The following is a 24,674-nucleotide window of genomic DNA, read 5'->3' on the forward strand; positions in this document are numbered from 1 at the left end:
GCGTTGTAGCGGCGCGATTTATCGCGCAATTGTTTGCATGATGCCGGATAACCTGCGCGGTAAACCGCGCCGCTACGAATAGGCCTGAGATGACTGAATCAACGCATTTTAATGGTGCAGCATCTCCTCCACGACCTCGGCGGTCTGCATTTGCCAGGGATAGTAAGTGGGCCAGTTATCCATCTCACTCAACAACGCTTCCTGGGAGGTGTTGCCGGTAAAGATATGGAAATGCGACGATTTTCTCGGGCCGATGATGTGATCGCTGAACTGAACGAATTTCGGCGCCGGGCTGTTAGCATCCTGACAGGTGAACAGGTAGCGCACGCCCTTCTTCCCGGATGTATAGGTCAGAATTTTGTGTCCGTCGTAGCGGTAGTGGCAGGAACTGGACTGCGCACCAATATGGAACTCCATCACACCGTCTTCGATGCCGATGGTATCAACCTGCGTGACATAGCCTTTGCGGTAATACGCTTTGACGTCGGCAAAGGTTTTGCTGGGATCTTTTTCCACCTTCTTACGCAGCACCGGATCGAGAGCGCCGTTAACCAGTAACGGATAAACCGATTGCCATACACCGTCCCAGTCAGAGAGGGTGCGGTCTTTAACATCCTTATCGGCAAATACGCCCTCTGCCGCTTTCTGCTCCATTTCCGTAAGTGGCTTACCGTGCGCATGATCCCCATGCGCCAGTACCGATGAACTCAGGCCAATTAATCCCAGAGATAACACGATTTTTTTAATTTTGCTTACCACAACCAGACTCTCCATTGGTTAAAATGGATATGTTATATCATAACAATTTGTAACGCAAAGTGTATGCGGCCAAAGGCGTTAACCAGAACGAACAAGGTTTTTTCAGGGAACGACAAAAAGAAGCCCAAATTCATTTGGGCTAATCGGACGTGAAGAAGGTTTATTATGATGTGGCATAGAGAAGTCATTGCCGGCTTCTCGTCAGGCAGGCTCAGAGTAAACCAATCCTTAACATGTTATTTATAATCTGGTGCGAAGATCTGTACCGGGCGCCCCCATCGCGACACAAATGTAATCAAATGAAAAAAAATTCGCGTAAAGTTAATGGAGTTGTGGCAGAAGTTTGCCTGCATGTTAATTAGCAGTTAAAGCTAAAATTCAGTTGGCTAAAAGGTATTTATTATTCCTAACGGTGGTGATTACCTGCCGTGCGCAACCGTCGATATTTATCAACGAAGATTAAACGACAACAACCCATCGTCATACGTATAACTGGCTTACCAGTCACGTTGAGGAGTCAGATATGAAAGCTTTAGTTAACGACATCATTTCTATTTTTACTGAAAAGACAATTAACCCGGTACTGGTCCGTTCAGGATTATCTCACCGTGAAATTGCCTCGATCCACCCGGTTGGGGTTACCAGCGTCAGTTGGGTGACCTCTATGGAAGAACTTAATGACGCCTTTGTGAAAAAGGCGCTGGAAGCGGGTGCCGTGGGCTACCACATCACCAATGTCGATTCCCATCAGCCGGGCAATGATGGTCAGCATGTGATGGCGGCGACTGCAACCCTGTATCATATTAATGACAAAGTGGCTTACGGTTAAAACGTGGATTACCGAACAATCTGGCACACAGCAGGCACATCGCCAGGCACCATTCCCCTGGCGATGTGCATTTAATCAGGTGAATAATTCCGCCCCGATATATGAACCTTCAGCCGGTGCCGGTGGAATAAAGAAAATGGCTGAACCAATATGGGAAATATATTCATTCAACGCATCTGCCGCGCCCAGTTTAGCCTGTAAGGTTTCAAAATGTGCCGGATCATTCTGATAACTGATAAACAGCAATCCCGCATCGAGAAAGCCGAGATTATTTAAGCCATCGGTATAATTATAAGAACGTCGCAGGATACGAATACCCTGATTATTCTCATGTGCCGCCAGGCTGATATGCGCCGTAGCCGGAATAACCCGTTCACCGCTTTGATCCTTGACCTCAAAATCAGGCTGATCAAACTCTTTATGACCGCTCAGCGGAGCACCGGACAGCTTATGGCGACCAAAGATATTATTTTGATCGCTGACGCGGTCCACATCCCAGTTCTCGATGTGCATCCGAATTTTACGTACCACCTGATAGCTACCCTGCTGCTGCCAGGCCGGACCCTCATTAATCCACACATGGCGTTTGAAATCGGCTTTCTCGGTGATATTGCGCGTACCATCCTTAAAACCAAACAGGTTGCGCGGCGTGGATTGCCCCTTACCTGCGGAGGCGCGGCCAAATCCCAACACCGACCAGCGTGTCGCCGCAGTGCCCGTCGCCTTGGCGATACGTGCCAGGTTACGCACCGCGTGATACGCCACCTGTGGATCATCAGCACAGGCCTGAATCGAGAGATCGCCCCCGGTCAGTTCCGGATCAAAGTTGTCGCTGGGTAGCTGAATCAACTCGCGCATCAGCGGCGGCTTCTTCCCTGCCAGGCCCATTGCTTCACTGAAAATACGCGGCCCCAGACCAACGGTGACGGTTAACGAGGCGGGCCCCAGATCCATCGCTTCGCCGGTATCGCCCCCCACTCCGCTGTTGCGCGCGGGTTCAATCTGACCAATGGTTTCGCCGCGCATCATCTGCGCGATGGCGGATGACCAGCGCGCCAGCAAAACCTGGAGATCGCGCGGATTCTGCGAGGTCAGGTCAAACGCCATAAACATAATATGGCGCTGCGGGGGTGTTTCGATACCCACCTGACCACCGGTGCCATAAAAAGCATGCTCGCGCGACAGGTCAACACGATCTTCGGGATTATGCTGCGCTTCAATCTGTCCGTGCGCCGAACTGACTGCCGGAATCGTCAGGGCGCTGGCGACCGCCCCTTTCAATAAATCTCGCCGGGTGAAATTACCGGCCTCCCTGGCCGGTTTGGACTTATCGTTCATCGATTATTTTCCGCTGGTTGCGACTTTTTCAGCGATTTTGGACAACGGTTCCTGCAACGCCTGTACAGCACGGCTCAGTTTGGCACCCTCTGAGGCCTTCAGTTCGGCGGTGTAGTACTTGTAGCCACCCGGAATCGCCGGGTCGCGGTAAGTTTCCAGTAACGCGCGCACTGCCGCGAACTGCTCGGTGACACGCCTGGTCAGATCGGGATCGATTTTTTCCAGACCCGGTTTCAGGAAGGCGAATGCCTGCTCAGCACCTTCGATGTTACCGGCGAAATCGATCAGATCGAGATGGCTGAAGGCTTCTTCTTCGCCACTGATTTTGTTGCTCTGAACTTCTTCCAGCAGATCCGCAGCACCGTTTGCCAGGTCTTCCGGTTTGTAAGTCAGTTGCTTAACCTGCTCATCCAGTTTGTGTACGTTGGTTTGCAGTTCAGCCGCCAGTTGTTTGGTTTCCGGCGTAATCGCTTTTTTGCTGAACAGCTCACGTTCAATGGCGTGGAAACCGTGCCAGCCCACTTTCGGGTCGATGTTGGACGCACGCATGTCGACTAAGTAATCAAGGTTGCCTGCATTATCGGTGGCTTTAAAGCCCGGTAACACGAAGCCGCTGACGTCAGATTCGATACGTTCGTAGAACGGACGCGCTTTGGCGTAGTCTGCTTTGGCTTTTTCCAGATCGCCCGCATCAATGTCTGCCTTCAGACGATCGACCGCCACCACCATGGCATCCACTACGCCGTTAACATAGCTGGCATAGCCTTTGGTGCCCTCTTCCAACAGCGTCGCGACGCTGCCGGTCGGTGCTGCCGCCGCTTTACCGGTGACAGTAAAGTTAGTCAGCTCTTGTTTCGCTCCCGGGCAATAAATCTGGTAGGTGCCGCCGTCCAGCGTGACGGTGAATTTCACCGCAGGCAGGCCCGGTGCGAGGTTCTCTTTTTCGCCCAGAATACGGTTGTCGCTTAACAGTTCCAGCTCAGTCAGTGAGGTCGCGGTTTTATTGACCACGGTGAAGGTGACCGGACCGGCTTTCGCCGAAGTATGGTCGATATGGCAGGTGCCATCGCCTTCACTGGTCATGGTGATGTTGACCTGTGAAGCGCCGTTTTTCACCGGCGCTGCCGTAGCCGCCTGCGCATCCACGGACAGCATTAAAGCCGCAGAAATCCCTGCTGCAATCAGCGCGTATTTTGTAGAGAACGGTTTTGTCTTCATCGTGCCTTCCTGTTTATTTTTCAGGCAGTTGGTGAGTTGAACTGTCCAGCAGTCCCTGTTTGCTGCGTCCTCGGGCACGAACACCTTTCAGCCGCCGGAACTGGCGACTGGCTGAGAAAAAGCAGGTGAAGGCCAGAATGGCAAAAAGTGAAGGTAAAATAACGGCCCAGAAGTGCCAGATATCATGAGCAACAACCGCATCACGCAAGCGTTGTTCAATATCCTGTGACCAGGTCGGGCTGATCTGCCAGTCGCACCCGGCTTCTGCGTTACGCGCCCGCGCGCTGATGGTGCGGGGAGACTGGAGGCCACCGCCCGATAACGTGATAAAGGTGCCGGCCTGAGATTCCGCGCTCACCAACACGCCACGCCTCATGGCGGCATCAACACGGCAATTCACCGTCCATTTGGCGTCATAAGGACCGGGATGTTGTGACGGACTTAAGCCAACCGGGATGCGGTTGCCATAGGCGGCCATGACCTGGTCGAGCGTCAGCGGTGAACTGGCATCGGCGGGTTCATAGCTGAAACTCGCCTGCCACTCCTGACGCCCCGAGGTGCTGACGTTGCTGAGCTGATCGGCAGGCACCACCAGCGTTTCCGCTGCCTGTCCCTCAAGCGTCACGGCAAACTGTTTGCCCGCGCCTGGCTGGCTGCTGATATGGCCGACCGGTTGCTGCGAGGTGCGGCTGACCAACGGAATTTGATCGGGAATGTCCACATCCGGTGCCGGATAGCCAAAGAACAGTAACAACGCGGTGATCGTCAGGCCCGCACCGGTCACGGTGGTGAACTGTGCGGCTCTTTTTGGTGTCGGTCTTAAGTGGGCAGGCCAGTAGATCATCGCCGCGACCACCACGATATAGATAATCCAGCCTGCGAATTCCACCAGACGCGGATCTGCCGGAATACCCAGCACGCCGGTAATCAGCGCCGATTGCACGGTGCCGGGAGTAACCAGCCAGCTCAGGTCAACAATGCGTTGTTGTCCGGTGTTTAACCATCCCGCTTCATGCGCGCTACGTAACGCGGAGATAATTAAACCGGCCGCAACCAGGATCAGGAACAACCCGGTAAGACGGAAGAAACGCGACAGGTTAATACGGATGCCACCGACATAGATGCCCCATCCTACCAGGACGGCAGCCAGTAACCCCAATACGGCACCCACCGCCGCCCAGGCAGCCGACTGTGAAGCGGAAAAAGTCGCCAGCAGAAATACGCTGGTTTCGAAGCCTTCTTTCAGTACCGCGAGAAACGCCATGCTGGTCAACGCCCAGGCGCTGGAATGGCTGATGGCTTCTGCTGCTTCGGTTTCCAACTGACGCTTGAGGTTGTGCGCATGATTGTTCATCCACATCACCATGCCGGTGACAAAAAACACTGCCACCAGACCGATAATGGACTCCATCATCTCCTGACGCGCCTGTGGTAACGCGTTTTCGGTCAGGTTCAGCACAAAACCCACGCCAAGGGAGAGTATCACCGCACAACCGACACCCAACCACATCGCGGTGAGCGAACGGCCATTTTTGCGTAAGAAAGCGGCGATAATGCCTACGATTAATGCGGCTTCAAGGCCTTCGCGCAATGCGATAATGAACGTGGCCAGCAAGTAGAGTGCTCCCAAAAGTGGCTAAAAGCGAAATGATAATAATTATTAGTATCACTCCCCGTGAGAATAATAAACATTCCCGCTAACCAGCATAGTAAAAAAAGGAAAAACTCTATTTGCCCGTGACATTGCCAGATATTATTTTGCTTCCTGATGTGAGCCACATCTCAACATTAAGTTAACCTTAAGAATTAAGGCGACTCCGTTAAAAGACACAAGGTAGCGGCGCGATTTTAACCCTAAAAAAAACAGCGCGATAAATCGCGCCGCTACGCAACCGGGGAGAGATGCCGCCATCCCCGGTGCTTATTTCGTTGATTGTAGAGATATGTAAAGGGAACAGCTTGATATGTCTTGTAATTTTATTTAACTGCTGAATTATTGGCACCAACAGGTGCGGCTTTCTTGCATGCTTAAAATTGTTGATTTATTTGCTGTAGCATTTTATTCACTGCGGTTTTAGGTTGCAGGCGGCAGCGCCTGTAAGATGCGTCCGGCCTCAGCGGCGCTCAATGGATACGCATAAAACTGGCGATAAAAATCGCGCGTGGCGTCGACGATATTCAGATCGGGAAACAGCTCAGGATGCAATTTGGCTGCGGCCCATTGAATCTGGAGCGCCACCTCGGTGCCATAGCGATCCCACGGAAACACCCCTGCCGGATTCTGCCACACCCGATGATTTTTCACCGCATTGACGCTGCCAAACAGCGCAGCGTAATCGGAATCCGCCAGGGTTCCCGCACCGGCACCAATAATGATCACATCCGGGTTCCAGCGAATCACCTCCTCTGGGGAGATCGGCTTCATATTGCCTTCAATGCCCGCCGCAACATTGCGTCCTCCCGCCAGCGAGATCCAGCTATCAATCAAGGTATCGCGGCCATCCACTTTCAACGGATGCAGCGACTGAATATGCAGCACGCGAGGACGCTGACTGGCACTCAACCCCTGTGTTTTCGCCTGAATGCGGGTAATTTGCTGATCGAGATAATGGTTATACGCCACCGCGCGTGCCTCGGCCTCAGCCGTACCGACCACCTGCGCGGTGGTGGTGAGGGAGCGGCGCAGCGAGGAAAAGTCATCAAATTGCATCTCCAGCACCGGGATCCCCGCCAGCCGGTAAGACTGGGCATCAGGATCATGGGCCGGAACGAAAATCGCATCGACATGACGCGCCACCAGCGCTTCGCTGGCGAAGGTTTTACCGTGCGCCTGTAACGCCTGAAACAACGTTGGCTGCACCTTAAACATCCAGGGGCGATCGGTCGGATGATTCACCGTCGCCACAATACGGTCCCCCGCTCCCAGCGTCATCAGCAACGAATGGTGAGCGAACCAGGCATCGGCGATATGCGTCACCGGATGGCTAATTGCCACCTGCTGACCCACATCGTCCGTCACCGTTTGGGCCTGAGCCACAGCGCTAATTACCAGCAGCGCCAGCCCGCAGAAAGGTTTTAACATGGCCTTGCTCCCGATCAGAAATTGAGTTGCATGGAAACCTGAACCATACGCGGTTCGCCCAGTTGCGCGCTGGCATAGCCAGAACCGCTGTAGCCGTTTAGCCCACCCGGCACGATATTGGTCCAGTAGTGGCGATTGGTCAGGTTAGTGACATCAAGGCGGAAGGTGGTGGCGGTGTTGAACAGTTGCGTCTTCCACGCCGCCCCCGCATCCAGCGTGGTGTAACCGCTGACCCAACCTTCGTTCTGGTTGTCGGTACTACGACGCCCGACATAATGCATGCCGCCGTGAATATCGGTACCGCTCAGCATTGGCAGGTCGTAAGCGGCAAACAGGCTGGCAACATAGCGCGACAAACCGACGATTTGTTTATTCTCCGTCTGCGCGCTGGCGGTTTTCAGCAGACGCGGGTCCAGCCAGGTCATGCCACCATAGACGTGTAAACGCTCGGTGACATCGCCGTCGGCCATCAGCTCAATGCCCCGGTTACGCTGCTCACCGTCCACCGCATAGTCACCGTTGGCGTTGGTATAGGCATAAGGACGCTTGATCTGAAACAGTGCGGCGGTCAGCAGCAACTTATTGACCGCCAGCTTGCTCCCCACCTCAACCTGACGGCTACGATACGGCGCCAGGATGTTGCCTGCGTTGTTGGCGGTGGCGGGTGCGGTGTCGCCCTGTTGCAGGCTGTCGGCGTAGCTGACATACAGTGTCAGCGGATCCACCGGCTTATACATCAGGCTGGCTGAGCCGCTAAAACCACTATTTGACGACTCGCTGCTGCGGCTGCCGGTTTTGCTGTAGTTGGCCGAGCTAAGCAGGCTTTCGCTGCCCGCCAGCAGCAGGCTCCACTGCGGAGAAAACGCCAGATTATCGCTGAGCAAAAACGCATGTTGGGTGGCGGTGGCTGAGTGATAGCGATCGGTAAAATCGGGATAGTCCGGCTCGGCAAATGCCTGGGGATTATCCAACGACGCGCTGCCCAATGTGCTGGTGCCACCGGCTTTCGGGTTCATATTTTTCCAGACGAACCCCCGTACCCCGGCGGCGATTTGATGGTGGATCCAGCCGGTATCTACTTCACCATTGAGGTTTGCCAGGTAACTGTTGATGGTAAAACGGCTGGCAGTGGCGGATGAGGTGGTGGTGGTGTAATGCCCCTGGTTATCGGTAAAGGTATTGGTCACCGCTGTTGACTCACGGTCGGCAATTTGACGCAGCACGGCCACCTCGCCTTGCCAGTTTCCATCGAAATCGTGTTTCAGATGCACGCCCGCCGTCAGGGTGTGGTTATTGTCCCCGGCGTAGGATTGACCGAGATGGGCGGTTTTCGGATCCGGCGCTGCCGGAAAGGTCAGACCGCTACCCAGCGCGAATTTACCCGGCAGCCCTTTGTCGTAAAAATGGTAGTAGCTAAAATTGGTTTCCAGCACCGTCTGATCGGTGAGATTGGCATCCAGCGCGAAGCTGACCAGTTGGCGGCGCTTTTTGCTGCCTGTGACGTAGCCACTGCCTTCATCATCCAGCAGATTGAGGCGATAACGCAGCCGATCGTTATCATCCAGTGGACCGCTAAAATCCCCCGCCAGCAAATGGCTGATACCGGTTCCCGCGCCGATAGTGACGCTATGTTGTGGGGAATCGGTGGGACGTTTGCTGACAAAATTAAATAATCCCGCCGGATTAGCCGGTCCATATAGCGAACCGGCCAGACCATTCAGCACTTCCAGATGGTCAAACTGCGCGGCGGCGTAATCCGTGGTGGAGACGACATTCAATCCGTCAATCATGCTGTTCTGCACCACGCTTCCTTGCATACCGCGCGTTTGCGGTCGGGCACCATCCCCCTGCACCGAAGGCATATAGCGATAAATATCGCTGATACTTTTTAGCTGTTGGCGTTTCATTAATTGCGGTGAAACCGTTTGCACTGACCAGGGCGTATTCCGGATTTCCTGGCTGCCTGAATTACCTAACGTGGCTTTTTTCTCGACCGATGACGGGGTGTTATTCGGGTTTGCGGTGACGGTCAGAGCGGGTTGTTCCGCCGCCTGGGCGTGAATCGCCATCAGTATGCTGACGCTAATCAGACTGATAAGCGGGGTGTTACGCGATTTAATTTCCATTACCTTGCCATTGCCTGGATTAATAAAATATTTACTTATGATATTGTTTTGTAAGGTTATTATTATCGTTGTGTAAATTATTATATATCGATAAAAATTAAAAGGGCAATGCTGTATATCCCCTCCACCTCCATCGCTATATACTTCCGCACATATCGAAACCAGGAGTTATTATGAATCGCCCTTTTTACCGTTACGCCCTGGCGGGCGTGTTATTGCTTACCTCTTTATCCAGTTTTGCCAGCCGGGTCGTCACGGACCAGATTGGCCGTCAGGTGACCATTCCCGATCAGGTTGACCGCGTGGTGGTACTGCAACATCAAACCCTCAATTTGCTGGTGCAACTCAATGCCACCGACAAAATCGTCGGTATTCTCGCCAACTGGAAACAACAACTTGGCGATGGCTACGCCACGCTGGTGCCGGAACTGAATCACAAAGCGATGCTCGGCGATCTCACTCACGTTGATATGGAGAGCCTGGTGGCGCTGCACCCGCAGGTGGTGTTTGTCACCAACTACGCGCCGAAGGAGATGATCGATAAAATTTCCGCGCTGGGCATTCCGGTGATCGCCATCTCGCTGCGCCATGATGACGCCGGTCAGCAAGGCAAAATCAACCCTGCCATGCAGGATGAGGAACAGGCCTACAATCTGGGGATTAAGGAAGGCATCACGCTGATTGGCGACGTGGTCAACAGACAAGCGCAGGCCAAAGCCTTGATTGCCGCCGCGTTCGCCGGTCGTCAGAAGGTCACCGATCGTCTGCGTTCCGTGCCTGAGCAACAACGGGTACGGGCTTATATGGCGAACCCGGATCTCACCACCTACGGTGCCGGAAAATATACCGGGCTAATGATGTCTCACGCCGGGGCGTTGAATGTCGCCGCTGCCACCATTCTGGGTTTCAAACAGGTGAGCATGGAGCAGGTGATTGCCTGGAATCCGCAGGTCATTTTTGTGCAGGACCGCTACCCACAGGTGGTGGATGAGATCACGCACAGCGCGCAATGGCAGAGCATCGATGCGGTGAAGCACCATCGTGTCTGGCTGATGCCGGAATATGCCAAAGCCTGGGGTTATCCGATGCCGGAAGCCATCGGGCTGGGTGAGTTGTGGATGGCGAAGAAACTCTACCCGGAAAAATTCCGCGACATCAACATGCAGAAGGAAGCCGATCGTTGGTATCAACAATTTTACCGGACACATTATCATGACACCGCTGCGCGTCCTGGCAGCAGGTAGCCTGCGGCCCGTCTGGCCAGCGTTAGTGGCGGCCTGGGGATCACCGGTCAACACTGATTTCGGCCCGGCGGGTTTGCTGCGTGAACGTATTCTGGCCGGGGAAAGCTGTGACCTGTTCGCCTCTGCGAACACCGCCCACGCGGAGCACTTGCGGCAATGCGGGCTGGCGCAACAAACCGGCCGCTTTGCCGCCAATAGCCTGTGCCTGACCGTGAAGCGCGATCGGGTCAGACCGGGAGAGGATTGGTTAACCGTGCTGACTCGCCCTGACCTGCGACTCGCCACCTCCACGCCGCATAGCGATCCTTCCGGCGACTATACCTGGCAATTGTTTGCCGCCATTGAACAGCGGCAGCACGGCATGGGTCGCTTACTGGAGAACAAAGCCCGTTGCCTGGTCGGTGGGCCACAAAGCCTGATCGTGCCACCCGGCGAGTTGGCTGCCCGATGGCTGCTGGCTCAGGATCATGCGGATATGTTTATCGGTTACACCAGCTACGCACCGCGCCTGGCCGTATGTCCTGAGCTGCACATCTTCACCATTCCGCCAGCCTGTAACATTCGGGCCGAATACGCCTGGGCGCTTTGTCAGCCGTCAGCACAGTCACTGGCAGATTTTCTGCAATCCCCTGTCGCCCAACAGATTTTAAGTCAAAACGGATTTTTGCCCGTAATGGCTTGATCTGGCGCAGGGAAACGCCGCCTTCAGCGCGAAATTATTTTATGGTTATTGCGCGCTGAAGGCGCTTTTACGGAAAAACATGATCCAGATCACATTTACCACACTGATGACCGAGGGGGCTTAAAACCCCACAAAGGCTGCAAGATGGACAAAATAGCGGCTAATCGGCCCGTTCCCCTGCCTTTTATGCTCCATCCCGCATTAGGCAAATTTAATAATTAGCCCTCAATAGATCACCCCGTAAAAACATCTTTTTTTATTACGAAACAATTTGTCGTATTTATCGAGGTGAGCAGTTTTTTTATTCTGGCAGGATACGCCGCACTTAGCGTCTCCTGGTCTTATTACTGTCATGCCGTGGTTTTCAAAAAACGCCGTTTTTTTTGCTGTAAAAACCTGTCTGGCCGCCTTTCTGGCATTGTATTTTGCACTGGAACTGAATCTGGACAAACCGGCCTGGGCACTGACCACCGTGTTTGTTGCGTCGCAACTCTATTCCGCCTCGACCATCTCCAAATCGGTGTTCCGTCTGCTCGGTACGCTGCTGGGTGGGGTGTTTATCTTTTTTATCTTTCCGCTGACGGTTGAACACCCGTTGCTGTTCAGCCTGTGCGTCTCGCTGTGGGTGAGCGTCTGCCTGTATCTGTCGCTGCACGACCGCACCCCGAAAAGCTATGTCTTTATGCTGGCCGGTTACAGCGCGGCGATCATGGGGTTCCCGGAGGTCACCACCCCGCTAGGGATCACCAGCACGGTGTTGTCACGTATTGAGGAGATTACCCTCGGCATCGTCTGTAGCAGCCTGGTGCATGGTTTGTTGTTTCCGGTGTCGATGCGCAGCCTGCTGGAACAAAGCGTCAGCCAGTGGTATCTCAACGCCCGTAAGCTGTGCGGCGACCTGCTCTCCGGTATCCCGACTGCGAAATCACCGGAACGTGACGATATTCTGATCCGCATGGCGACCAACCCGCAGCAGGTGGAGATTTTGATCACCCACTGCGTGTATGAAGGGAATGCCGCACGCCAGTTGATTCGCCTCGTCAGCGTGCAGTACCAACATCTGTCGTATCTGATCCCGACACTGATCGCCATCGAGATTCGCCTGCAACGCTTAGCAGAACTGAGCATCACCTTCCCGGAAAATGTGGCGCAAACCTTTCGCCAGTTTTTGCTGTGGTTGCATGATGGAGAAGCGGTGGGCGACACCCACGACATTCAGCAAGCGCTGGCCGCCTGTCAGGCGGAACTCAACCAAGCCTGGCGACAAGGGGAATTACCCACCGAATCCTGTCTGTTGCTGACCGGCGTGCTGGAGAGGTTGACGGATTTTGTTCGCATTGCCGGGGCGTATCAAAGTGTGGGAGGGCTGGTCAGCGACCTGTCCGGCGACACCTCGCTGGCACGCGGCAAACGCACCCATCGCTTTTATGACAAGGGTTTAATTCGCCTCTCGGCGTTAACCGCGTTTTGCGCCACCTTCGGCTCCTGTCTGCTGTGGATGGCAACTGGCTGGCGTGATGGTGCCTCCGCGCCAGTAATGGCGGCAATCCTCAGCTCCTTTTTTGCCAGTCTCGATACCCCGCTCACCTCGATGAAGCTGTTTGTGCGTGGCGTGATCGTCGCCATCATTATCAGCGTGGTGTATGTGGCAATTCTGCTGCCCCAGGCCACCTCATTTGAGGCGCTGATGATTTGTCTGGCGCCCGGCCTTATTCTGCTGGGAATGATGATTGCCCGTCCCACCACCAATATGATCGGCCTGAGCGTCGCCATCCAGATCCCCGGTTTTATCGGCCTCGGTCACCATCTGCGCCCCGACCTGGTGGCGCTGTTTAACACCGCCATCGCCTCAATGACCGGGGTGTTGTTTGCGGTGATCCTGACGGCGATTATGCGTAACAAGCGCCCGTCCTGGACCGCGCGTCGTGCGGTACGTATCGGTTTGCGTGAGCTGCTGCGCTTTATCAAAGAGACGGAGCGAAATGGTTCTTCTCTGCTCGGACGTCAGCGCTATATCGGCCTGATGCTGGATAAGCTGAACGTGGTGCTGCCGCGTCTGCGCCTCGATCCGCAACCGGATATGACCGCTGCCGGCATGTTATTGACCGAGGTGTGGCTGGGGGTAAACAGTTTTGACTACTACGCGCGCCATAAGGATCTGCTGGCAAAATATCAGCTCGATAGTGGACAGATGTTTCACGAACTGGGGCTGTTTTTGAAACGCCGCCTCAAATCGCTACAGACTCCGCCGCACCCGGACCTGCTGGATGAAATCGATATCCTGCTGCTGATGCTGGAACGGTTGGCAATGTGGGATGAAAGCCTGCTGACGCCGCTGTTCCATCTCGCCAGCGTACGTCTGTATCTGTTCCCCCACCAGGCGTGGCCGGTGATGAACAGCCGCCAGGCAGAGTTGATGCAACAGAAGATGTACCGACTGCCCCTGCGTTAAGCGCTGGACGCAGAATTCGGTAGCGGCGCGATTTATCGCGCGGGTTTGAACGTCAGCGCGCAGGTGATTGCGCGATAAATCGCGCCGCTACGGGCCTGTACATGCATGACGTAACAGCTCCAGCACCGCCGTCATGCCACGGTTGACAATGCGGTCCTGGCGCATCACCGTACCCAGCGTACGCTGTAAGGCGGGCTGCGGTTCCAGCACGCACAATCCCGCCCGATCCTCCGGTTGTGCCAGCGCCATAGCCGGCACCAGGCTGTAACCCAGCCCGGCTCGAACCATCCGCTTGATCGCCTCAATGCTACCCAACTCCATCACCGGCGTGGCGCGCACCCCGGCCTCGCGAAACCAGCCATCAATCACTGCGCGTGTACCGCTACCCGGTTCGAACACAATCAGGGGCAACGGGGCCAGTTCCGCAGGCTCGACCGCCGCTGCACTGTCGCGCGCCATAATTAGTCGGAACTTTTCATCGTACAACGCGCTGACATGCACGCTCTGGCTGGCGACCGGCAGCGTCACCAGGCCAATATCCACCTGATTTTCCTCCACCGCACGTATAATGGCCGCGGTGTTGCCGGTGCGCACATCCACTTTTAACTGCGGGTGCTGCTGGCGCAGTTGTTGCAGCAAGGGCGGCAGCAGATGAATGCAGGCGGTCGCGCCCGTCCCGATGATCACCGTCCCGCTGATTTCCTCCGCCTGCTGCGTCACCGCCGCCAGCGCGGCAGCGATAGCGCTGGCAATATGTTCGCCATGTTCGAGCAACGCCAGCCCCGCCGCCGTAGCGCGCACCCCGCGCCCGGTGCGTTCAATCAGCCGGGTTTGTAGCGATTGCTCCAGTTGACGAATTTGCAGACTGACCGCCGGTTGCGACAGGCCGAGCACATCGGCGGCACCGGAAAAACTTCCCCGGCTAATCACTAACCGGAAGGTGTCCAGATGATCAAGATTGAGACTGGCCATCTCTAAAAATTCCTTATAGCGCGCATAAGCAGGTCGCGCTGCCATTGAGTAAGCCAACAGGGTAGCCTGAAAGCAGATAACAAACGAGAGCGGTAACGATGGAAATTTTGCAGGCAGAAGAACAACATATCCCCGGCATCCAACAAATTTATGCCCACCATGTCCTGCATGGTTGCGCCACTTTTGAAACCGATCCCCCCGATGATGCCACCATGCTGGCGCGCCTGCACAACATCACGGCCGCCGGACTGCCTTGGTTGGTGGCGGAGGAAGATGGCGTGGTACTCGGCTACTGCTACCTGTCGCGCTGGCGTGAACGCTTTGCCTATCGCTTCAGTCTGGAAGATTCGGTGTATATCGACCAGCGCTTCACCGGACGCGGCATTGGCCGTCAGCTGCTGGCGCGGGCACTGCAATGGGCCGAGCAACAGGGGTATCGTCAGATGGTTGGCGTGATCGGCAACAGCGAGAACAGCGCCTCTATCGCCCTGCACCGCTCTGCCGGCTTTACCGTGACCGGCACCTTACACTCGGTCGGCTTCAAACATGGCCGCTGGCTGGACACGGTGATTATGCAACGTGCCTTAGGTGCCGGTGACAGCACCCTGCCCTGAACAATAACGAGTGAACAGGTTAACCAAGGCGATCACCTGATCATCCAGCGGAATCAGCTCCTTTTTTACAATCAGATGCATTGGCGTACTCCGGCGGCCCCCGTGATTGAGCGGCAACGGTTGCAGCACGCCAAGCTGCAACGCCTCGGCGATGCGCCCCTGTGGTAGCCAGCCGTACCCCACCTGATGCATCACCGCCTCAATGGCGGTATCCACCGTGGAAAAAAACCACTGCTCGGATTGCCCCACCGAGGCATGCGGTGCCTGCGAACGCGAAGTACCGATGCGAATTTGCGGATAGCGCGACAGATCATACTCGGTGAGCGGCTGCGGCAGCGACAGCAGCGGGTGATCGCGGTGGATCACCGCCAGAAAATCGACGTTCATCAGCCATTGTCCCCGCCCGGAGACATCTTCACGTCGCGTCATCACCATCACATCCGCATCGGGAACGGCGGGATGCAGGGGATCGTCATATTCCAGCACTTCGGTAAGCTGAATTTGTGTGGCCGGATAGTACTGCTGGAACTGCTGCAACACCCGGAACAACGTCTGGCGCGGGAAAATATTATCCACCACCAGTTCCAGTTGGGTGCGCGCTCCGTTATGCAGGCTGGCCGCGCGCACTTCCAGCGCGTGAAAAGCATTGAGCAACGGGCGCACCTGCGCCAGTAAGGTTTCGCCTTGTGCGGTGAGCAATGCCCGGCGCCCTTCGATACGCAACAGCGCAATGCCCAGACGCTCCTGCAACAGCGAAAGATTGTAGCTGACGGAGGACTGGCTGCGGTTCATCGCCTCTGCCGCCTGATTAAATCCCCCCAGTTCCACCACCTTATCGAGGATTGCCCACTGCTCCAGCGTGGTTCTGAACATAAACACATCCAATTTTTAGATGAAACTCATCCAAAATTAGCGTTATTCATTCAATTTTTACAGCGATATCGTAGGTGCATCAACTGAAGGAGATCAACAATGAGCAATTTCAATAAAGAAGATTTGAGCGGTTTTATCGGTAAACATCTGGTCTACACCTACGACAATGGCTGGAACTATGAGATCTACGTGAAAAATGCCACCACACTGGATTACCGCATTCACAGCGGGCTGGTGGGTAACCGTTGGGTGAAAGGTCAGCAGGCGTATATCGTGCGGGTGGCGGCTGACGTGTATAAAATTTCCTGGACGGAACCGACCGGCACCGACGTCAGCCTGATTGCTAACCTTGCTGACCGCGTGTTCCACGGCACCATTTTCTTCCCGCAATGGGTGATGCTGAATCCGGAAAAAACCGTCTGTTTCCAGAACGACCATTTGCAAGAAATGGCGGCGTATCGCGAACAGGGACCGGTTTATCCCACCACCGTCATTGACGAGTTTGCCACCATTACCTTTGTGCGCGACTGCGGTCCTGATGACGACAGCGTGATTGCCTGTGCGGCGAGCGAGCTGCCCGCCGACTTCCCGGCTAACCTCGGTTAATCACCATAGGCGGCGCTGTGAAAATCGATTTCCCAGCGCAGCACATCGGCATACAGCGACGACAGTCGCTGTAGTTCGCTTTCCGACAATGTCAGCGCACAGGCATCCAGTTCCGCTTTCAACCAACTGGCCTGTTGGTAAAACGCCTCTTCCGCATGCAGTTCGACCCAGCGGCGGATATCCGTATCGCGTTGATGTTGTTGCGCCACCCGTGCGCACCAGTGGTAATACATCCACTCCGCGCCAAACATGATGGTGATGATCTCGGCATAACTTCCCTGCTGCGCTGTGTGTAACATCCCGGCGTCAAAGCGTTTCACCCCCGGTACGTCTGCGGGTACGCTGGCGGGATCAATAGCGCGCCGGGTATACACCTCTTCGAACCAGGCAATCTGCGTATCCACCAGTGCGTTTAACACGGTGATCAACCAGCGCTGCTGACGGATATCCGGGGCTTTACTGATACCCAGCGCAAAGATGGCAATCGCGGTGGCGACAAAGTTGCCTTCAAACACCAGATAACGATTGAATACCGCGCTATCCAGCTGATCCTGTTCAATATCCAGCACAAAGCGATGCTGCTGCATCGCCTGCCATAACCCCTGATGCTCCTGTAATAAGCGGTCAGTGAATGACATGGTTATTCCCCCAATGCCGCTTTCGCAATGCCCATAAAATGCTTCACGCGCGCCAGTTCCACTTCGTTCCACCATACGCCGTCCCGCTTCAGCGCACTGGCGACAATCACCCCCTGAGTACGTCCGAGGATTTCGCACACATTACCCGGTGTCACGCCCGACCCCACCAGCAGCGGCAGCGAGGTGGCGCTGCGAATTTCGTCGATCTCGCTCAGGGTGGCACTATCGCCGGTGCGTTGCCCGGTAGCAATCACCGCATCCGCCTCAAAAAATTCCACGTCACGGGTAAGCTCGGGGATGGAACGATCGGCAACAATGGCGTGGCTGCCGTGTTTGACATGGCTGTCAGCAAACACCCGGATATGCTCGGCACGTAACTGGCTACGATAACGTAGCGCTTTCGCGGCAGCCCCTTCGATCAATCCTTCGTTGGCCACATAGGCATTGGCCCACTGGTTAACCCGGATAAAATCGGCCCCGCCCGCCAGTGCCGTAGCCAGCGCCGGGATGGCGGCATTCGCCAGCACGTTAATACCCAACGGCACGCCAAAGCGGCTGCGAATCTTTTCAGTAATCACCGCCATCAGCGCCGAGGTTTCCGGGCCAATATCTTCGGGCTTAGAAAACGGAATATCGCCATGATTCTCAACAATCAAACCATGCAAGCCGCCGGAGAGATAATTATCTGCATCACGCAACGCGCGATCAATAATATCACCCACTGACGATCCGCGATATTTTGGCGTGCCGGGAAAAGCATCGCAATGAATAACGCCAATCACTGCTTTTTGACGCGAAAATATCGCTTGTATTGCATTACCCTTTTCTGCTGAGATAACTGCCATCTTAATCACCTTTTCGAGAAAACCATGCATATTTACGTATGCGGTAATATTACCGTCGATGAATTCTGGCAGGTTGATCATTTTCCTGCCGAGGGCGAATCCGCCCTGGGAAATAAAGTTCATAGCGATGTTGGCGGTAAAGGTGCCAATCAGGCTATGATATTATCCCGCTGTGGTCTTACCACGTCATTAATCACCGCGACCGGCGAAGATTCGCAGGGTGAATGGTTACGCCAACGCGCCAGTGATGAAAATCTGCTGTTATTACCTGCCGTTGCCAGTGTTCCCTTCAGTGATAACTCGGTTATTTTCACCACCGCTAACGGTGATAACGCCATTATGACCAGCAACGCCGCGGCAAATAGCCTGACGCCGGAACGGGTCAGCGACTGGTTAAAGGCCGCACAACCCGGCGATATTTTTCTGCAACAGGGCAATCTCAGCGCACCCACCACGCTGGCGCTATTCCAGTTGGCAAAATCGCGTGGCATGACCACGGTATTCAACCCCTCCCCGGTCAACCCGGCGTTTGTGGATTGCTGGCCGTGGGTCGATATCGCCGTGGTTAACCAGGGCGAAGCGGCGTTGCTGAAACCCAGGCTGCCACCACACGGCAGTCTGATCATCACCCTTGGTGCATCCGGTGCCGAATTACAACGTGACCAACAGCACTGGCAGGTGCCTGCCATTCAGGCTGAGGTTGTTGATACCACCGGCGCAGGTGATACCTTCCTCGCCGTGCTGCTTGCTTCCAGCCTGCTGCGGCAAACCGCGCCGGATAGCCTGGCGTTACACCACGCGACTGCCGCCGCCGCCATTACCGTCAGCCGACGCGGCACCTGGCGTGCCTTCCCGACACGCGCAGAACTGCAAACCCTTCTTTCCGACCGCCACCCCTCGTAGCGGCGCGATTCAGATCTTATTTAAACATTGAGCGGTAGCTGCCAACGTTCTCTTTGGTGACGACCGTCGCCGGAACCTGGATCTGTTTGGCTACCGTCTTACCCGACGTCAGGGTATTGAGCGCCTTCACCGCTTCCTCACCCATTTTTTCCGGGTCTTGTTGCAGCACCGCCACCACATAACCCTGGTCGATGCCGTTGATCGCGCGCGCGGTCAAATCCCAGCCAAACACCTTGATATCCTTCTGGCGGCCCTGGTTCTCTACCGCCGCAATCGCGCCCAGCAGCGCCGGTTCACCGGTGGCGTAAATGGCGGTCAGATCCGGGTTGCCGGTGATCAGGTTTTCCGCTGCCGTCATCGCGTCATCCTGGATGTTGCGGCCATCGACCACATCCGCCACGCTGATGTTTTTATTACTTTTAATCGTATCTTCAAAGCCTTTCTGGCGAGCGTTCTGGATGGCGGAGTTCAACGCGCCAACCACGCCGACTCGTGCTTTGCCGCCCATACTTTTGTCGACATAACCGAGGAAATATTTACCGAGGATCTTACCGCCTTCGACGTTATCCACCCCGACCTGCGCCGCTTGCGGGCCTGCCGGTAATACCGCATCGATGGCAATCACCGGAATATTTTTCGCCGCCGCTTCTTTAATCGCTGGCATAATGCCATTGACATCGATGGCGTCCACCATAATGCCTTTTACGCCCTGCTCGATATAGTTTTCGATGGCATCATTTTGTGAAACCGGATTATCGTTGGCATTAAAGATAACGACATTTTTACCGCTGGCCTTGGCCGCTTCCTGCGCACCTTTATTCATCAGATTAAAAAATAGCGCCTGCTGGTTGATTTGCACCAACGCATAATCTGCTGATGCCGCCAGCGCGGAAGTGGTGATTAATGAAGAGAGAAGCACAACACAGGAAAACACATTTTTCTTGCTGGTGTTAAATAACATCATCGTTGCCCTCGTCAAAAAGAGTCTGCACCCCAAGTGGGTAAGTTTTTTGCGGGACAAATATCTTTAACAGCAAAGAATAACTTTGCTGCCTGCACAGGCGGCCTTTATTACTTTTCCGTCATGAACTCCGTTCAGTGAGCGAGTGAAAAGCGCTAAAGGAAAAACGACATCGGGTAAACTGGCTAATAACATTCTCTGAACACCAAACAATGTCAAGTAAATATTTTGTATTAAAACGCTGTCGCTGGCAGGGAAAAATGTGTTAATGCTGTGCCGATAAAAGGTGTGCATTCATGACAAAAAAACGCGTATTACTTTCCGATGTCGCGCAACTGGCCGGCTTATCCAAAGCCACCGTGTCGCGTTATCTTAATCATTCGCTGGTGCTGCCGCAGGATACCGTCACACGTATCGAAAATGCGATCCGCCAGCTCGATTATCGTGGCAACTCACTGGCGCGTCGCCTGAGCAAAGGCGGCAGCGAAACCCTGGGCCTGGTGCTGCCCGATATTACCAACCCCTTCTTTGCTGAACTGGCGGATGCCGCCGAAGAAGCCGCCTCACAGCATGGCTACAGCCTGGTGCTGTGCATCACCCGCAACAATCCCGACAAGGAGTGCCAGTTTATTCGCTGGCTGGATACCTGCCAGGTGGATGGCCTGCTGTTTACCACCAACCGCCCGGATAACGGCCTGCTGCGCAAAGAGGTGCAGCGTCAGCAGCGAATTGTGTTACTCGACGAAGATATCCCTGGCAGCAGCGTACCCAAAGTGTTCGCCGACAACGTGCAGGGCGGCAAGCTGGCAACCGAACAACTGATCGCAGCCGGCCATCGTCATATCGCCTTTGTCGGTGGGCCGGATGCGCTGATGAGCGTGCGCGAACGCTACCAGGGTTTTTGCGCCGCCATGCAGCAAGCCGGGCTGGAAGTGGTGCCGGAGTGGGTATTGTTTGGCAAATATGAACGCAGTTTTGGTGCCCAGGCGCTGCACCACTTCTTTGCCGCCGAACAGCGTCCCACTGCGGTGTTTGCCGCCAGTGACTACCTGGTGCTTGGCCTGCTGGATGGGTTACGTGAACAGGGCTTACGCGCCCCGGACGCATTGTCGCTGGTGGGTTTCGATGACGCCAGCTATGCCGAATTCACGCAACCGCGCATCTCCACCATCCGCCAGCCCGCACGCGAAATGGGGCGTGCCGCCGTGGAGCAGATGCTGGCGCTCTTGCACGGCGATCTTCCCGCTGCACAGGAAACCCGCTTTCCGGTGGAATGGATCGCCCGTGACTCCATCAGCCGGTTAAACCCTGTGCGCTAAAATGGCGCATCGCTGCACCCTGCTGGCTCAGCATCAGCAAAATCCGTGCTGTTTAGTAAACCGGTTTACTCAAAAAATAAAAATTTTTCATCCATCTAAACAATCGGTTAGACAGCATTTAATGAGGTGATTTTTTCACCTGGCACAGTCTCTGCTATCTTTCTCCTGGCGAACAAATATCTCTGCAAGACATGCGTTGGTCAGCGGCACGTATTACGCGCATCGGGTAAACCGGTTTACAAGATGTGAACCTTTACCGCGTGATACGCCCGCTGATGCAACGTCTCCGTTTGATTCACAAGGGGAGTGTTGAGATGCAACAGCAGCAACGTGCCGCCCCGGCACGGGTTGAGATGGTCAATATCACCAAAACCTACGGCTCGATTCGCTCGCTACGCGGCGTCAATCTCGAGCTAGCCCCCGGCGAAGTGCTGGGTCTGGTAGGCGACAACGGTGCCGGTAAATCCACGCTGACCAAGGTGCTTTCTGGCGCGGTGGTCCCCACCAGTGGTGCCATTCGCATCGATGGCGAGGAGCAGCGTTTTGCCAATCCGGCCGATGCCCGTCGTTGCCATATCGAAATGGTTTATCAGGATTTGTCACTGTGCGACACGGTAGACGTGGCGGGTAACCTGTTTATGGGGCGTGAACCCATGAAACGCCTGTTGGGTGTGCCCTTTCTCGATCAACAAAAAATGCACGCCGATGCACGCGAAATGCTGAAGGGTTTGGGGATCTCGATTCCCGATACCCGGCTGTTGGTGCGTAATCTCTCCGGAGGACAGCGCCAGGCGATCGCCATTGCTCGTGCAGCCGCCTTCAACCCCAAAGTGTTGATCATGGATGAGCCGACCGCCGCGCTGGCAGTGGCCGAAGTGGAGGCAGTATTGGCGCTAATCAAACGCGTCAGCGCGCGTGGCGTCAGCGTCATCCTGATCACCCACCGGTTACAGGATCTGTTCCTGGTGTGCGATCGCATCATGGTGATGTACGAAGGCACCAACGTGGCGGATCATCGGGTGGCCGACACCAGCCTGAGTGAAATCGTCAACCTGATCGTCGGTGAGAAGTTCAGCGCGCCGTCTGCCCACGCCCACTAAGGGAACGAGTATGAGTATGGTTAACCTCTCCGGTACACGCATGATTCAGCATTCGCTACCCAAACGCCTGCTACATAACCATTCGGGTGTGGTCAGCATTGCGCTGTTTTTCGTTTTCTGCTGCGTGGTGTTTTCGCTGATCACCAGCAATTTTCTTACTACGCCTAACTGGCTCAACATCATTCGCCAGAGCGCGCCGTTACTGATTGTCGCCACCGCAATGACGCTGGTGATCACCACCGGCGGTATTGATCTCTCGGTCGGTTCGACGCTGGCGCTGGTGGGCGCGTTATCCGCCATTGCCCTCAACAGCTGGGGCTGGCCGTGGTATTGCGTGTTGATCGGCGGGCTGGCAATGGGCGCGCTGGTCGGGGCGATCAATGGATTCTTTATCGCGTATGAAGGGATCCCGGCATTTATCGTCACCCTCGCTACCCTGGCGGTGGTACGTGGTGTGGCGCTGTTGATCACGCAGGGTTATTCGATTCCGGTTCCTGGCGACAGCCCCTTCACCTTTATGGGGCGTGCGTGGGTGGTGGGTATTCCGATGCCAGCGCTGATTGGCATTGTGGTGCTGATTGTCGGTCATGTGGTGCTGAACCATATGCGTTTTGGCCGCTACGTCACCGCCATCGGCGCGAATGCGGAAGGGGCACGTCGCAGCGGTATCAATACCAAAGCGGTGGTGATGCGGGTGTACATCATCAGCGGTATGGCCGCCGCGCTGGCCGGGATGATCATCACAGCCCGCCTCGGTAGCGGTTCCTCCAACCAGGGCGAAGGCTTTGAATTGCAGGTGATTGCGGCGGTGGTGCTGGGCAGCACTAGCCTGTTTGGCGGTTTTGGTACGGTGATCGGCACGCTGCTCGGTGCACTTTCCATCGCCATTATCCAGAACGGGTTGATCCTGTCGCATATCTCGCCGTTCTACACGCAAATCGCCACCGGCGCGATCATCCTGCTCGCCATCTGGATTAACACGCGCATTCTCAACCCGGCCCGCGCCACCGCCAAAGGATAGCTGATGAAAGGTTCGATTTTCCGTCATCCCGACCCCCTGCCGCTCGGCGTGCAGAGTGGTTACGTGATGACCGTCCTCGGCCCGTTGCCGTTGGATCAGATGGGCGTCACCTTGATGCATGAACATATTTTGCTCGATGCCTCGGGCAAGTGGGTACCGCCCTGCTGTTGCAGCGATCGCCATATCGCCGAGATGCCGGTTCGCATCGAAAATCTCGGTGATCTGTCACTGAATCCGCTAATGAGCCGAGATAACTGCCAGCTGTTTGACGTCGACGTGGCGATCGAGGAGCTGATGAAGTTCCGCGCGCTGGGCGGGGAAACCGTGGTCGACCCCACCAATATCGGCATTGGACGCGATCCCAAAGCCCTGCAACGCATCGCGCGTCTGACCGGCCTGAATATCGTGATGGGCACCGGGTTGTATCTGCAACCCTCGCACCCGGAGTGGGTGAAAACCACCAGCGTGGAACAACTCACCGAGAAACTGATTTATGACCTGGGTGGCCTGGCGGAGAAACCCGAAGTGCTGGCCGGGTTGATTGGCGAGATTGGCGTGTCCAGCCGCTTCACGGGAGACGAGGAGAAATCCCTGCGTGCTGCCGGGCGCGCCAGCGCGGCGACCGGCGTGCCCATTGAGGTGCATCTGCCCGGCTGGGAACGGTTGGGCCACAAGGTGCTGGACATACTGGAACAGGAAGGGGCCGATCTGCGGCATACCGTGTTGTGCCATATGAACCCCAGCCACGCCGATAAAACCTATCAGCGTGAGCTGGCGGATCGCGGTGCGTATCTCGAGTACGACATGATTGGCATGGGCTATTACTACGCCGATGAAGAGGCGCAATCGCCATCGGATGAAGAGAACGCCCGCGCCATCTGTGCCCTGATCGACGACGGTTACATCAATCAGATCCTGTTATCGCAGGATGTGTTCCTGAAAACCATGCTGACCCGTTACGGCGGGCACGGCTACGGTCATATCCTGAAAAACTTCGTACCGCGTTTGCGCCGTCATGGCGTCAGCGGCGAGCAGTTAGAAACGTTGATGATCGCCAACCCGCAGCGGGTATTTGGCGCGTAATGGAGAAAA

The 24,674-nt window shown here is 55.4% G+C and carries 22 protein-coding genes; 11 read left to right on the forward strand and 11 right to left on the reverse strand.

Annotated features, from left to right (window positions below):
• Nucleotides 1–108: 108 nt before the first annotated feature.
• Nucleotides 109–759 carry a metal-binding protein ZinT gene (gene zinT, locus CTZ24_RS21880; protein WP_244634057.1) on the reverse strand — a complete coding sequence of 217 codons (651 nt, stop codon included), beginning with the start codon at nt 757–759 and terminating at the stop codon, nt 109–111.
• Nucleotides 760–1,282: 523 nt separating this feature from the next.
• On the opposite strand from zinT, the gene CTZ24_RS21885 reads away from it, so the two are divergent.
• Entirely contained in the window at nt 1,283–1,588 is a 306-nt protein-coding gene (locus CTZ24_RS21885; protein WP_013511572.1) for a YdgH/BhsA/McbA family protein, read from the forward strand.
• A 75-nt stretch (nt 1,589–1,663) separates the two neighbouring features.
• Here the strand turns inward: CTZ24_RS21885 and efeB are convergent, their stop codons facing one another.
• The 5 genes from efeB to CTZ24_RS21910 form a co-directional block, all read right to left on the reverse strand.
• Entirely contained in the window at nt 1,664–2,926 is a 1,263-nt protein-coding gene (efeB, locus tag CTZ24_RS21890; protein ID WP_208725622.1) for an iron uptake transporter deferrochelatase/peroxidase subunit, read from the reverse strand.
• A gap of 3 nt (nt 2,927–2,929) precedes the next feature.
• A complete protein-coding gene (efeO, locus tag CTZ24_RS21895) occupies nt 2,930–4,144 on the reverse strand; it encodes an iron uptake system protein EfeO (protein ID WP_208725623.1) in 1,215 nt (404 codons plus the stop codon).
• A 13-nt stretch (nt 4,145–4,157) separates the two neighbouring features.
• The gene (efeU, locus tag CTZ24_RS21900; protein WP_208725624.1) at nt 4,158–5,759 is read right to left on the reverse strand and encodes an iron uptake transporter permease EfeU; all 1,602 of its coding nucleotides are present in this window, start codon (nt 5,757–5,759) and stop codon (nt 4,158–4,160) included.
• Nucleotides 5,760–6,218: 459 nt separating this feature from the next.
• The gene (locus CTZ24_RS21905; protein WP_208725625.1) at nt 6,219–7,226 is read right to left on the reverse strand and encodes an ABC transporter substrate-binding protein; all 1,008 of its coding nucleotides are present in this window, start codon (nt 7,224–7,226) and stop codon (nt 6,219–6,221) included.
• 14 nt (nt 7,227–7,240) lie between these two features.
• Entirely contained in the window at nt 7,241–9,352 is a 2,112-nt protein-coding gene (locus CTZ24_RS21910; RefSeq protein WP_208725626.1) for a TonB-dependent receptor, read from the reverse strand.
• Between the two features lie 173 nt (nt 9,353–9,525).
• On the opposite strand from CTZ24_RS21910, the gene CTZ24_RS21915 reads away from it, so the two are divergent.
• The 3 genes from CTZ24_RS21915 (at nt 9,526) to CTZ24_RS21925 (ending at nt 13,730) form a co-directional block, all read left to right on the forward strand.
• Nucleotides 9,526–10,596 (forward strand): ABC transporter substrate-binding protein, encoded by a 1,071-nt coding sequence (locus CTZ24_RS21915; RefSeq protein WP_208725627.1) that lies wholly within the window; start codon nt 9,526–9,528, stop codon nt 10,594–10,596.
• The gene (locus tag CTZ24_RS21920; RefSeq protein ID WP_208725628.1) at nt 10,565–11,278 is read left to right on the forward strand and encodes a substrate-binding domain-containing protein; all 714 of its coding nucleotides are present in this window, start codon (nt 10,565–10,567) and stop codon (nt 11,276–11,278) included. The genes CTZ24_RS21915 and CTZ24_RS21920 overlap by 32 nt, the downstream gene beginning before the upstream one ends.
• Before the next feature lie 352 nt (nt 11,279–11,630).
• Nucleotides 11,631–13,730 (forward strand): FUSC family protein, encoded by a 2,100-nt coding sequence (locus tag CTZ24_RS21925; RefSeq protein ID WP_208725629.1) that lies wholly within the window; start codon nt 11,631–11,633, stop codon nt 13,728–13,730.
• 87 nt (nt 13,731–13,817) lie between these two features.
• On the opposite strand, the gene CTZ24_RS21930 is transcribed toward CTZ24_RS21925, so the two are convergent.
• On the reverse strand, nt 13,818–14,702 hold the full coding sequence (locus CTZ24_RS21930) for a LysR family transcriptional regulator (protein WP_208725630.1): 885 nt from the start codon (nt 14,700–14,702) through the stop codon (nt 13,818–13,820).
• A 98-nt stretch (nt 14,703–14,800) separates the two neighbouring features.
• Here CTZ24_RS21930 and CTZ24_RS21935 point away from each other — a divergent pair, with 98 nt between their 5' ends.
• On the forward strand, nt 14,801–15,316 hold the full coding sequence (locus tag CTZ24_RS21935) for a GNAT family N-acetyltransferase (protein ID WP_208725631.1): 516 nt from the start codon (nt 14,801–14,803) through the stop codon (nt 15,314–15,316).
• On the opposite strand, the gene CTZ24_RS21940 is transcribed toward CTZ24_RS21935, so the two are convergent.
• On the reverse strand, nt 15,287–16,189 hold the full coding sequence (locus tag CTZ24_RS21940; protein ID WP_208725632.1) for a LysR family transcriptional regulator: 903 nt from the start codon (nt 16,187–16,189) through the stop codon (nt 15,287–15,289). The two genes, CTZ24_RS21935 and CTZ24_RS21940, sit on opposite strands and share 30 nt — an antisense overlap.
• Nucleotides 16,190–16,288: 99 nt before the next feature.
• On the opposite strand from CTZ24_RS21940, the gene CTZ24_RS21945 reads away from it, so the two are divergent.
• Nucleotides 16,289–16,795 carry a phenolic acid decarboxylase gene (locus CTZ24_RS21945; RefSeq protein WP_208725633.1) on the forward strand — a complete coding sequence of 169 codons (507 nt, stop codon included), beginning with the start codon at nt 16,289–16,291 and terminating at the stop codon, nt 16,793–16,795.
• Here CTZ24_RS21945 and CTZ24_RS21950 read toward each other — a convergent pair.
• Together CTZ24_RS21950 and CTZ24_RS21955 are read right to left on the reverse strand one after the other, a co-directional pair.
• A complete protein-coding gene (locus CTZ24_RS21950) occupies nt 16,792–17,433 on the reverse strand; it encodes a TenA family protein (protein ID WP_208725634.1) in 642 nt (213 codons plus the stop codon). The genes CTZ24_RS21945 and CTZ24_RS21950 overlap by 4 nt on opposite strands.
• A gap of 2 nt (nt 17,434–17,435) precedes the next feature.
• On the reverse strand, nt 17,436–18,278 hold the full coding sequence (locus tag CTZ24_RS21955; RefSeq protein ID WP_208725635.1) for a BtpA/SgcQ family protein: 843 nt from the start codon (nt 18,276–18,278) through the stop codon (nt 17,436–17,438).
• A 24-nt stretch (nt 18,279–18,302) separates the two neighbouring features.
• Between CTZ24_RS21955 and CTZ24_RS21960 the strand changes: the two genes are divergently transcribed.
• Nucleotides 18,303–19,181 (forward strand): PfkB family carbohydrate kinase, encoded by an 879-nt coding sequence (locus CTZ24_RS21960; RefSeq protein ID WP_208725636.1) that lies wholly within the window; start codon nt 18,303–18,305, stop codon nt 19,179–19,181.
• 16 nt (nt 19,182–19,197) lie between these two features.
• Here CTZ24_RS21960 and CTZ24_RS21965 read toward each other — a convergent pair whose 3' ends face one another.
• Entirely contained in the window at nt 19,198–20,145 is a 948-nt protein-coding gene (locus CTZ24_RS21965) for an ABC transporter substrate-binding protein (RefSeq protein ID WP_208725637.1), read from the reverse strand.
• 293 nt (nt 20,146–20,438) lie between these two features.
• Between CTZ24_RS21965 and CTZ24_RS21970 the strand changes: the two genes are divergently transcribed.
• The 4 genes from CTZ24_RS21970 (at nt 20,439) to CTZ24_RS21985 (ending at nt 24,665) form a co-directional block, all read left to right on the forward strand.
• Nucleotides 20,439–21,461, forward strand: coding sequence for a LacI family DNA-binding transcriptional regulator (locus tag CTZ24_RS21970; RefSeq protein WP_208725638.1), 1,023 nt, complete (start codon nt 20,439–20,441; stop codon nt 21,459–21,461).
• A gap of 353 nt (nt 21,462–21,814) precedes the next feature.
• Complete coding sequence (locus tag CTZ24_RS21975; protein ID WP_208726590.1) at nt 21,815–22,561, forward strand: ATP-binding cassette domain-containing protein; 747 nt, start codon at nt 21,815–21,817, stop codon at nt 22,559–22,561.
• A gap of 10 nt (nt 22,562–22,571) precedes the next feature.
• Nucleotides 22,572–23,582, forward strand: coding sequence for an ABC transporter permease (locus CTZ24_RS21980; protein WP_208725639.1), 1,011 nt, complete (start codon nt 22,572–22,574; stop codon nt 23,580–23,582).
• Between the two features lie 3 nt (nt 23,583–23,585).
• Nucleotides 23,586–24,665, forward strand: a complete 1,080-nt coding sequence (locus CTZ24_RS21985; RefSeq protein WP_208725640.1) for a phosphotriesterase family protein — start codon at nt 23,586–23,588, stop codon at nt 24,663–24,665.
• The last annotated feature ends 9 nt before the right edge of the window (nt 24,666–24,674 follow it).

This window comes from Pantoea phytobeneficialis (assembly GCF_009728735.1).
Classification (GTDB): domain Bacteria; phylum Pseudomonadota; class Gammaproteobacteria; order Enterobacterales; family Enterobacteriaceae; genus Pantoea; species Pantoea phytobeneficialis.

Coding starts and splice junctions, on each gene's coding strand:
- CTZ24_RS21885 (WP_013511572.1), top strand. CDS start 1,283: ATGAAAGCTTTAGTTAACGACATCATTTCTATTTTTACTGAAAAGACA.
- efeB (WP_208725622.1), bottom strand. CDS start 2,926: ATGAACGATAAGTCCAAACCGGCCAGGGAGGCCGGTAATTTCACCCGG.
- efeO (WP_208725623.1), bottom strand. CDS start 4,144: ATGAAGACAAAACCGTTCTCTACAAAATACGCGCTGATTGCAGCAGGG.
- CTZ24_RS21905 (WP_208725625.1), bottom strand. CDS start 7,226: ATGTTAAAACCTTTCTGCGGGCTGGCGCTGCTGGTAATTAGCGCTGTG.
- CTZ24_RS21910 (WP_208725626.1), bottom strand. CDS start 9,352: ATGGAAATTAAATCGCGTAACACCCCGCTTATCAGTCTGATTAGCGTC.
- CTZ24_RS21915 (WP_208725627.1), top strand. CDS start 9,526: ATGAATCGCCCTTTTTACCGTTACGCCCTGGCGGGCGTGTTATTGCTT.
- CTZ24_RS21920 (WP_208725628.1), top strand. CDS start 10,565: ATGACACCGCTGCGCGTCCTGGCAGCAGGTAGCCTGCGGCCCGTCTGG.
- CTZ24_RS21925 (WP_208725629.1), top strand. CDS start 11,631: ATGCCGTGGTTTTCAAAAAACGCCGTTTTTTTTGCTGTAAAAACCTGT.
- CTZ24_RS21930 (WP_208725630.1), bottom strand. CDS start 14,702: ATGGCCAGTCTCAATCTTGATCATCTGGACACCTTCCGGTTAGTGATT.
- CTZ24_RS21935 (WP_208725631.1), top strand. CDS start 14,801: ATGGAAATTTTGCAGGCAGAAGAACAACATATCCCCGGCATCCAACAA.
- CTZ24_RS21940 (WP_208725632.1), bottom strand. CDS start 16,189: ATGTTCAGAACCACGCTGGAGCAGTGGGCAATCCTCGATAAGGTGGTG.
- CTZ24_RS21945 (WP_208725633.1), top strand. CDS start 16,289: ATGAGCAATTTCAATAAAGAAGATTTGAGCGGTTTTATCGGTAAACAT.
- CTZ24_RS21950 (WP_208725634.1), bottom strand. CDS start 17,433: ATGTCATTCACTGACCGCTTATTACAGGAGCATCAGGGGTTATGGCAG.
- CTZ24_RS21955 (WP_208725635.1), bottom strand. CDS start 18,278: ATGGCAGTTATCTCAGCAGAAAAGGGTAATGCAATACAAGCGATATTT.
- CTZ24_RS21960 (WP_208725636.1), top strand. CDS start 18,303: ATGCATATTTACGTATGCGGTAATATTACCGTCGATGAATTCTGGCAG.
- CTZ24_RS21965 (WP_208725637.1), bottom strand. CDS start 20,145: ATGATGTTATTTAACACCAGCAAGAAAAATGTGTTTTCCTGTGTTGTG.
- CTZ24_RS21970 (WP_208725638.1), top strand. CDS start 20,439: ATGACAAAAAAACGCGTATTACTTTCCGATGTCGCGCAACTGGCCGGC.
- CTZ24_RS21975 (WP_208726590.1), top strand. CDS start 21,815: ATGGTCAATATCACCAAAACCTACGGCTCGATTCGCTCGCTACGCGGC.
- CTZ24_RS21980 (WP_208725639.1), top strand. CDS start 22,572: ATGAGTATGGTTAACCTCTCCGGTACACGCATGATTCAGCATTCGCTA.
- CTZ24_RS21985 (WP_208725640.1), top strand. CDS start 23,586: ATGAAAGGTTCGATTTTCCGTCATCCCGACCCCCTGCCGCTCGGCGTG.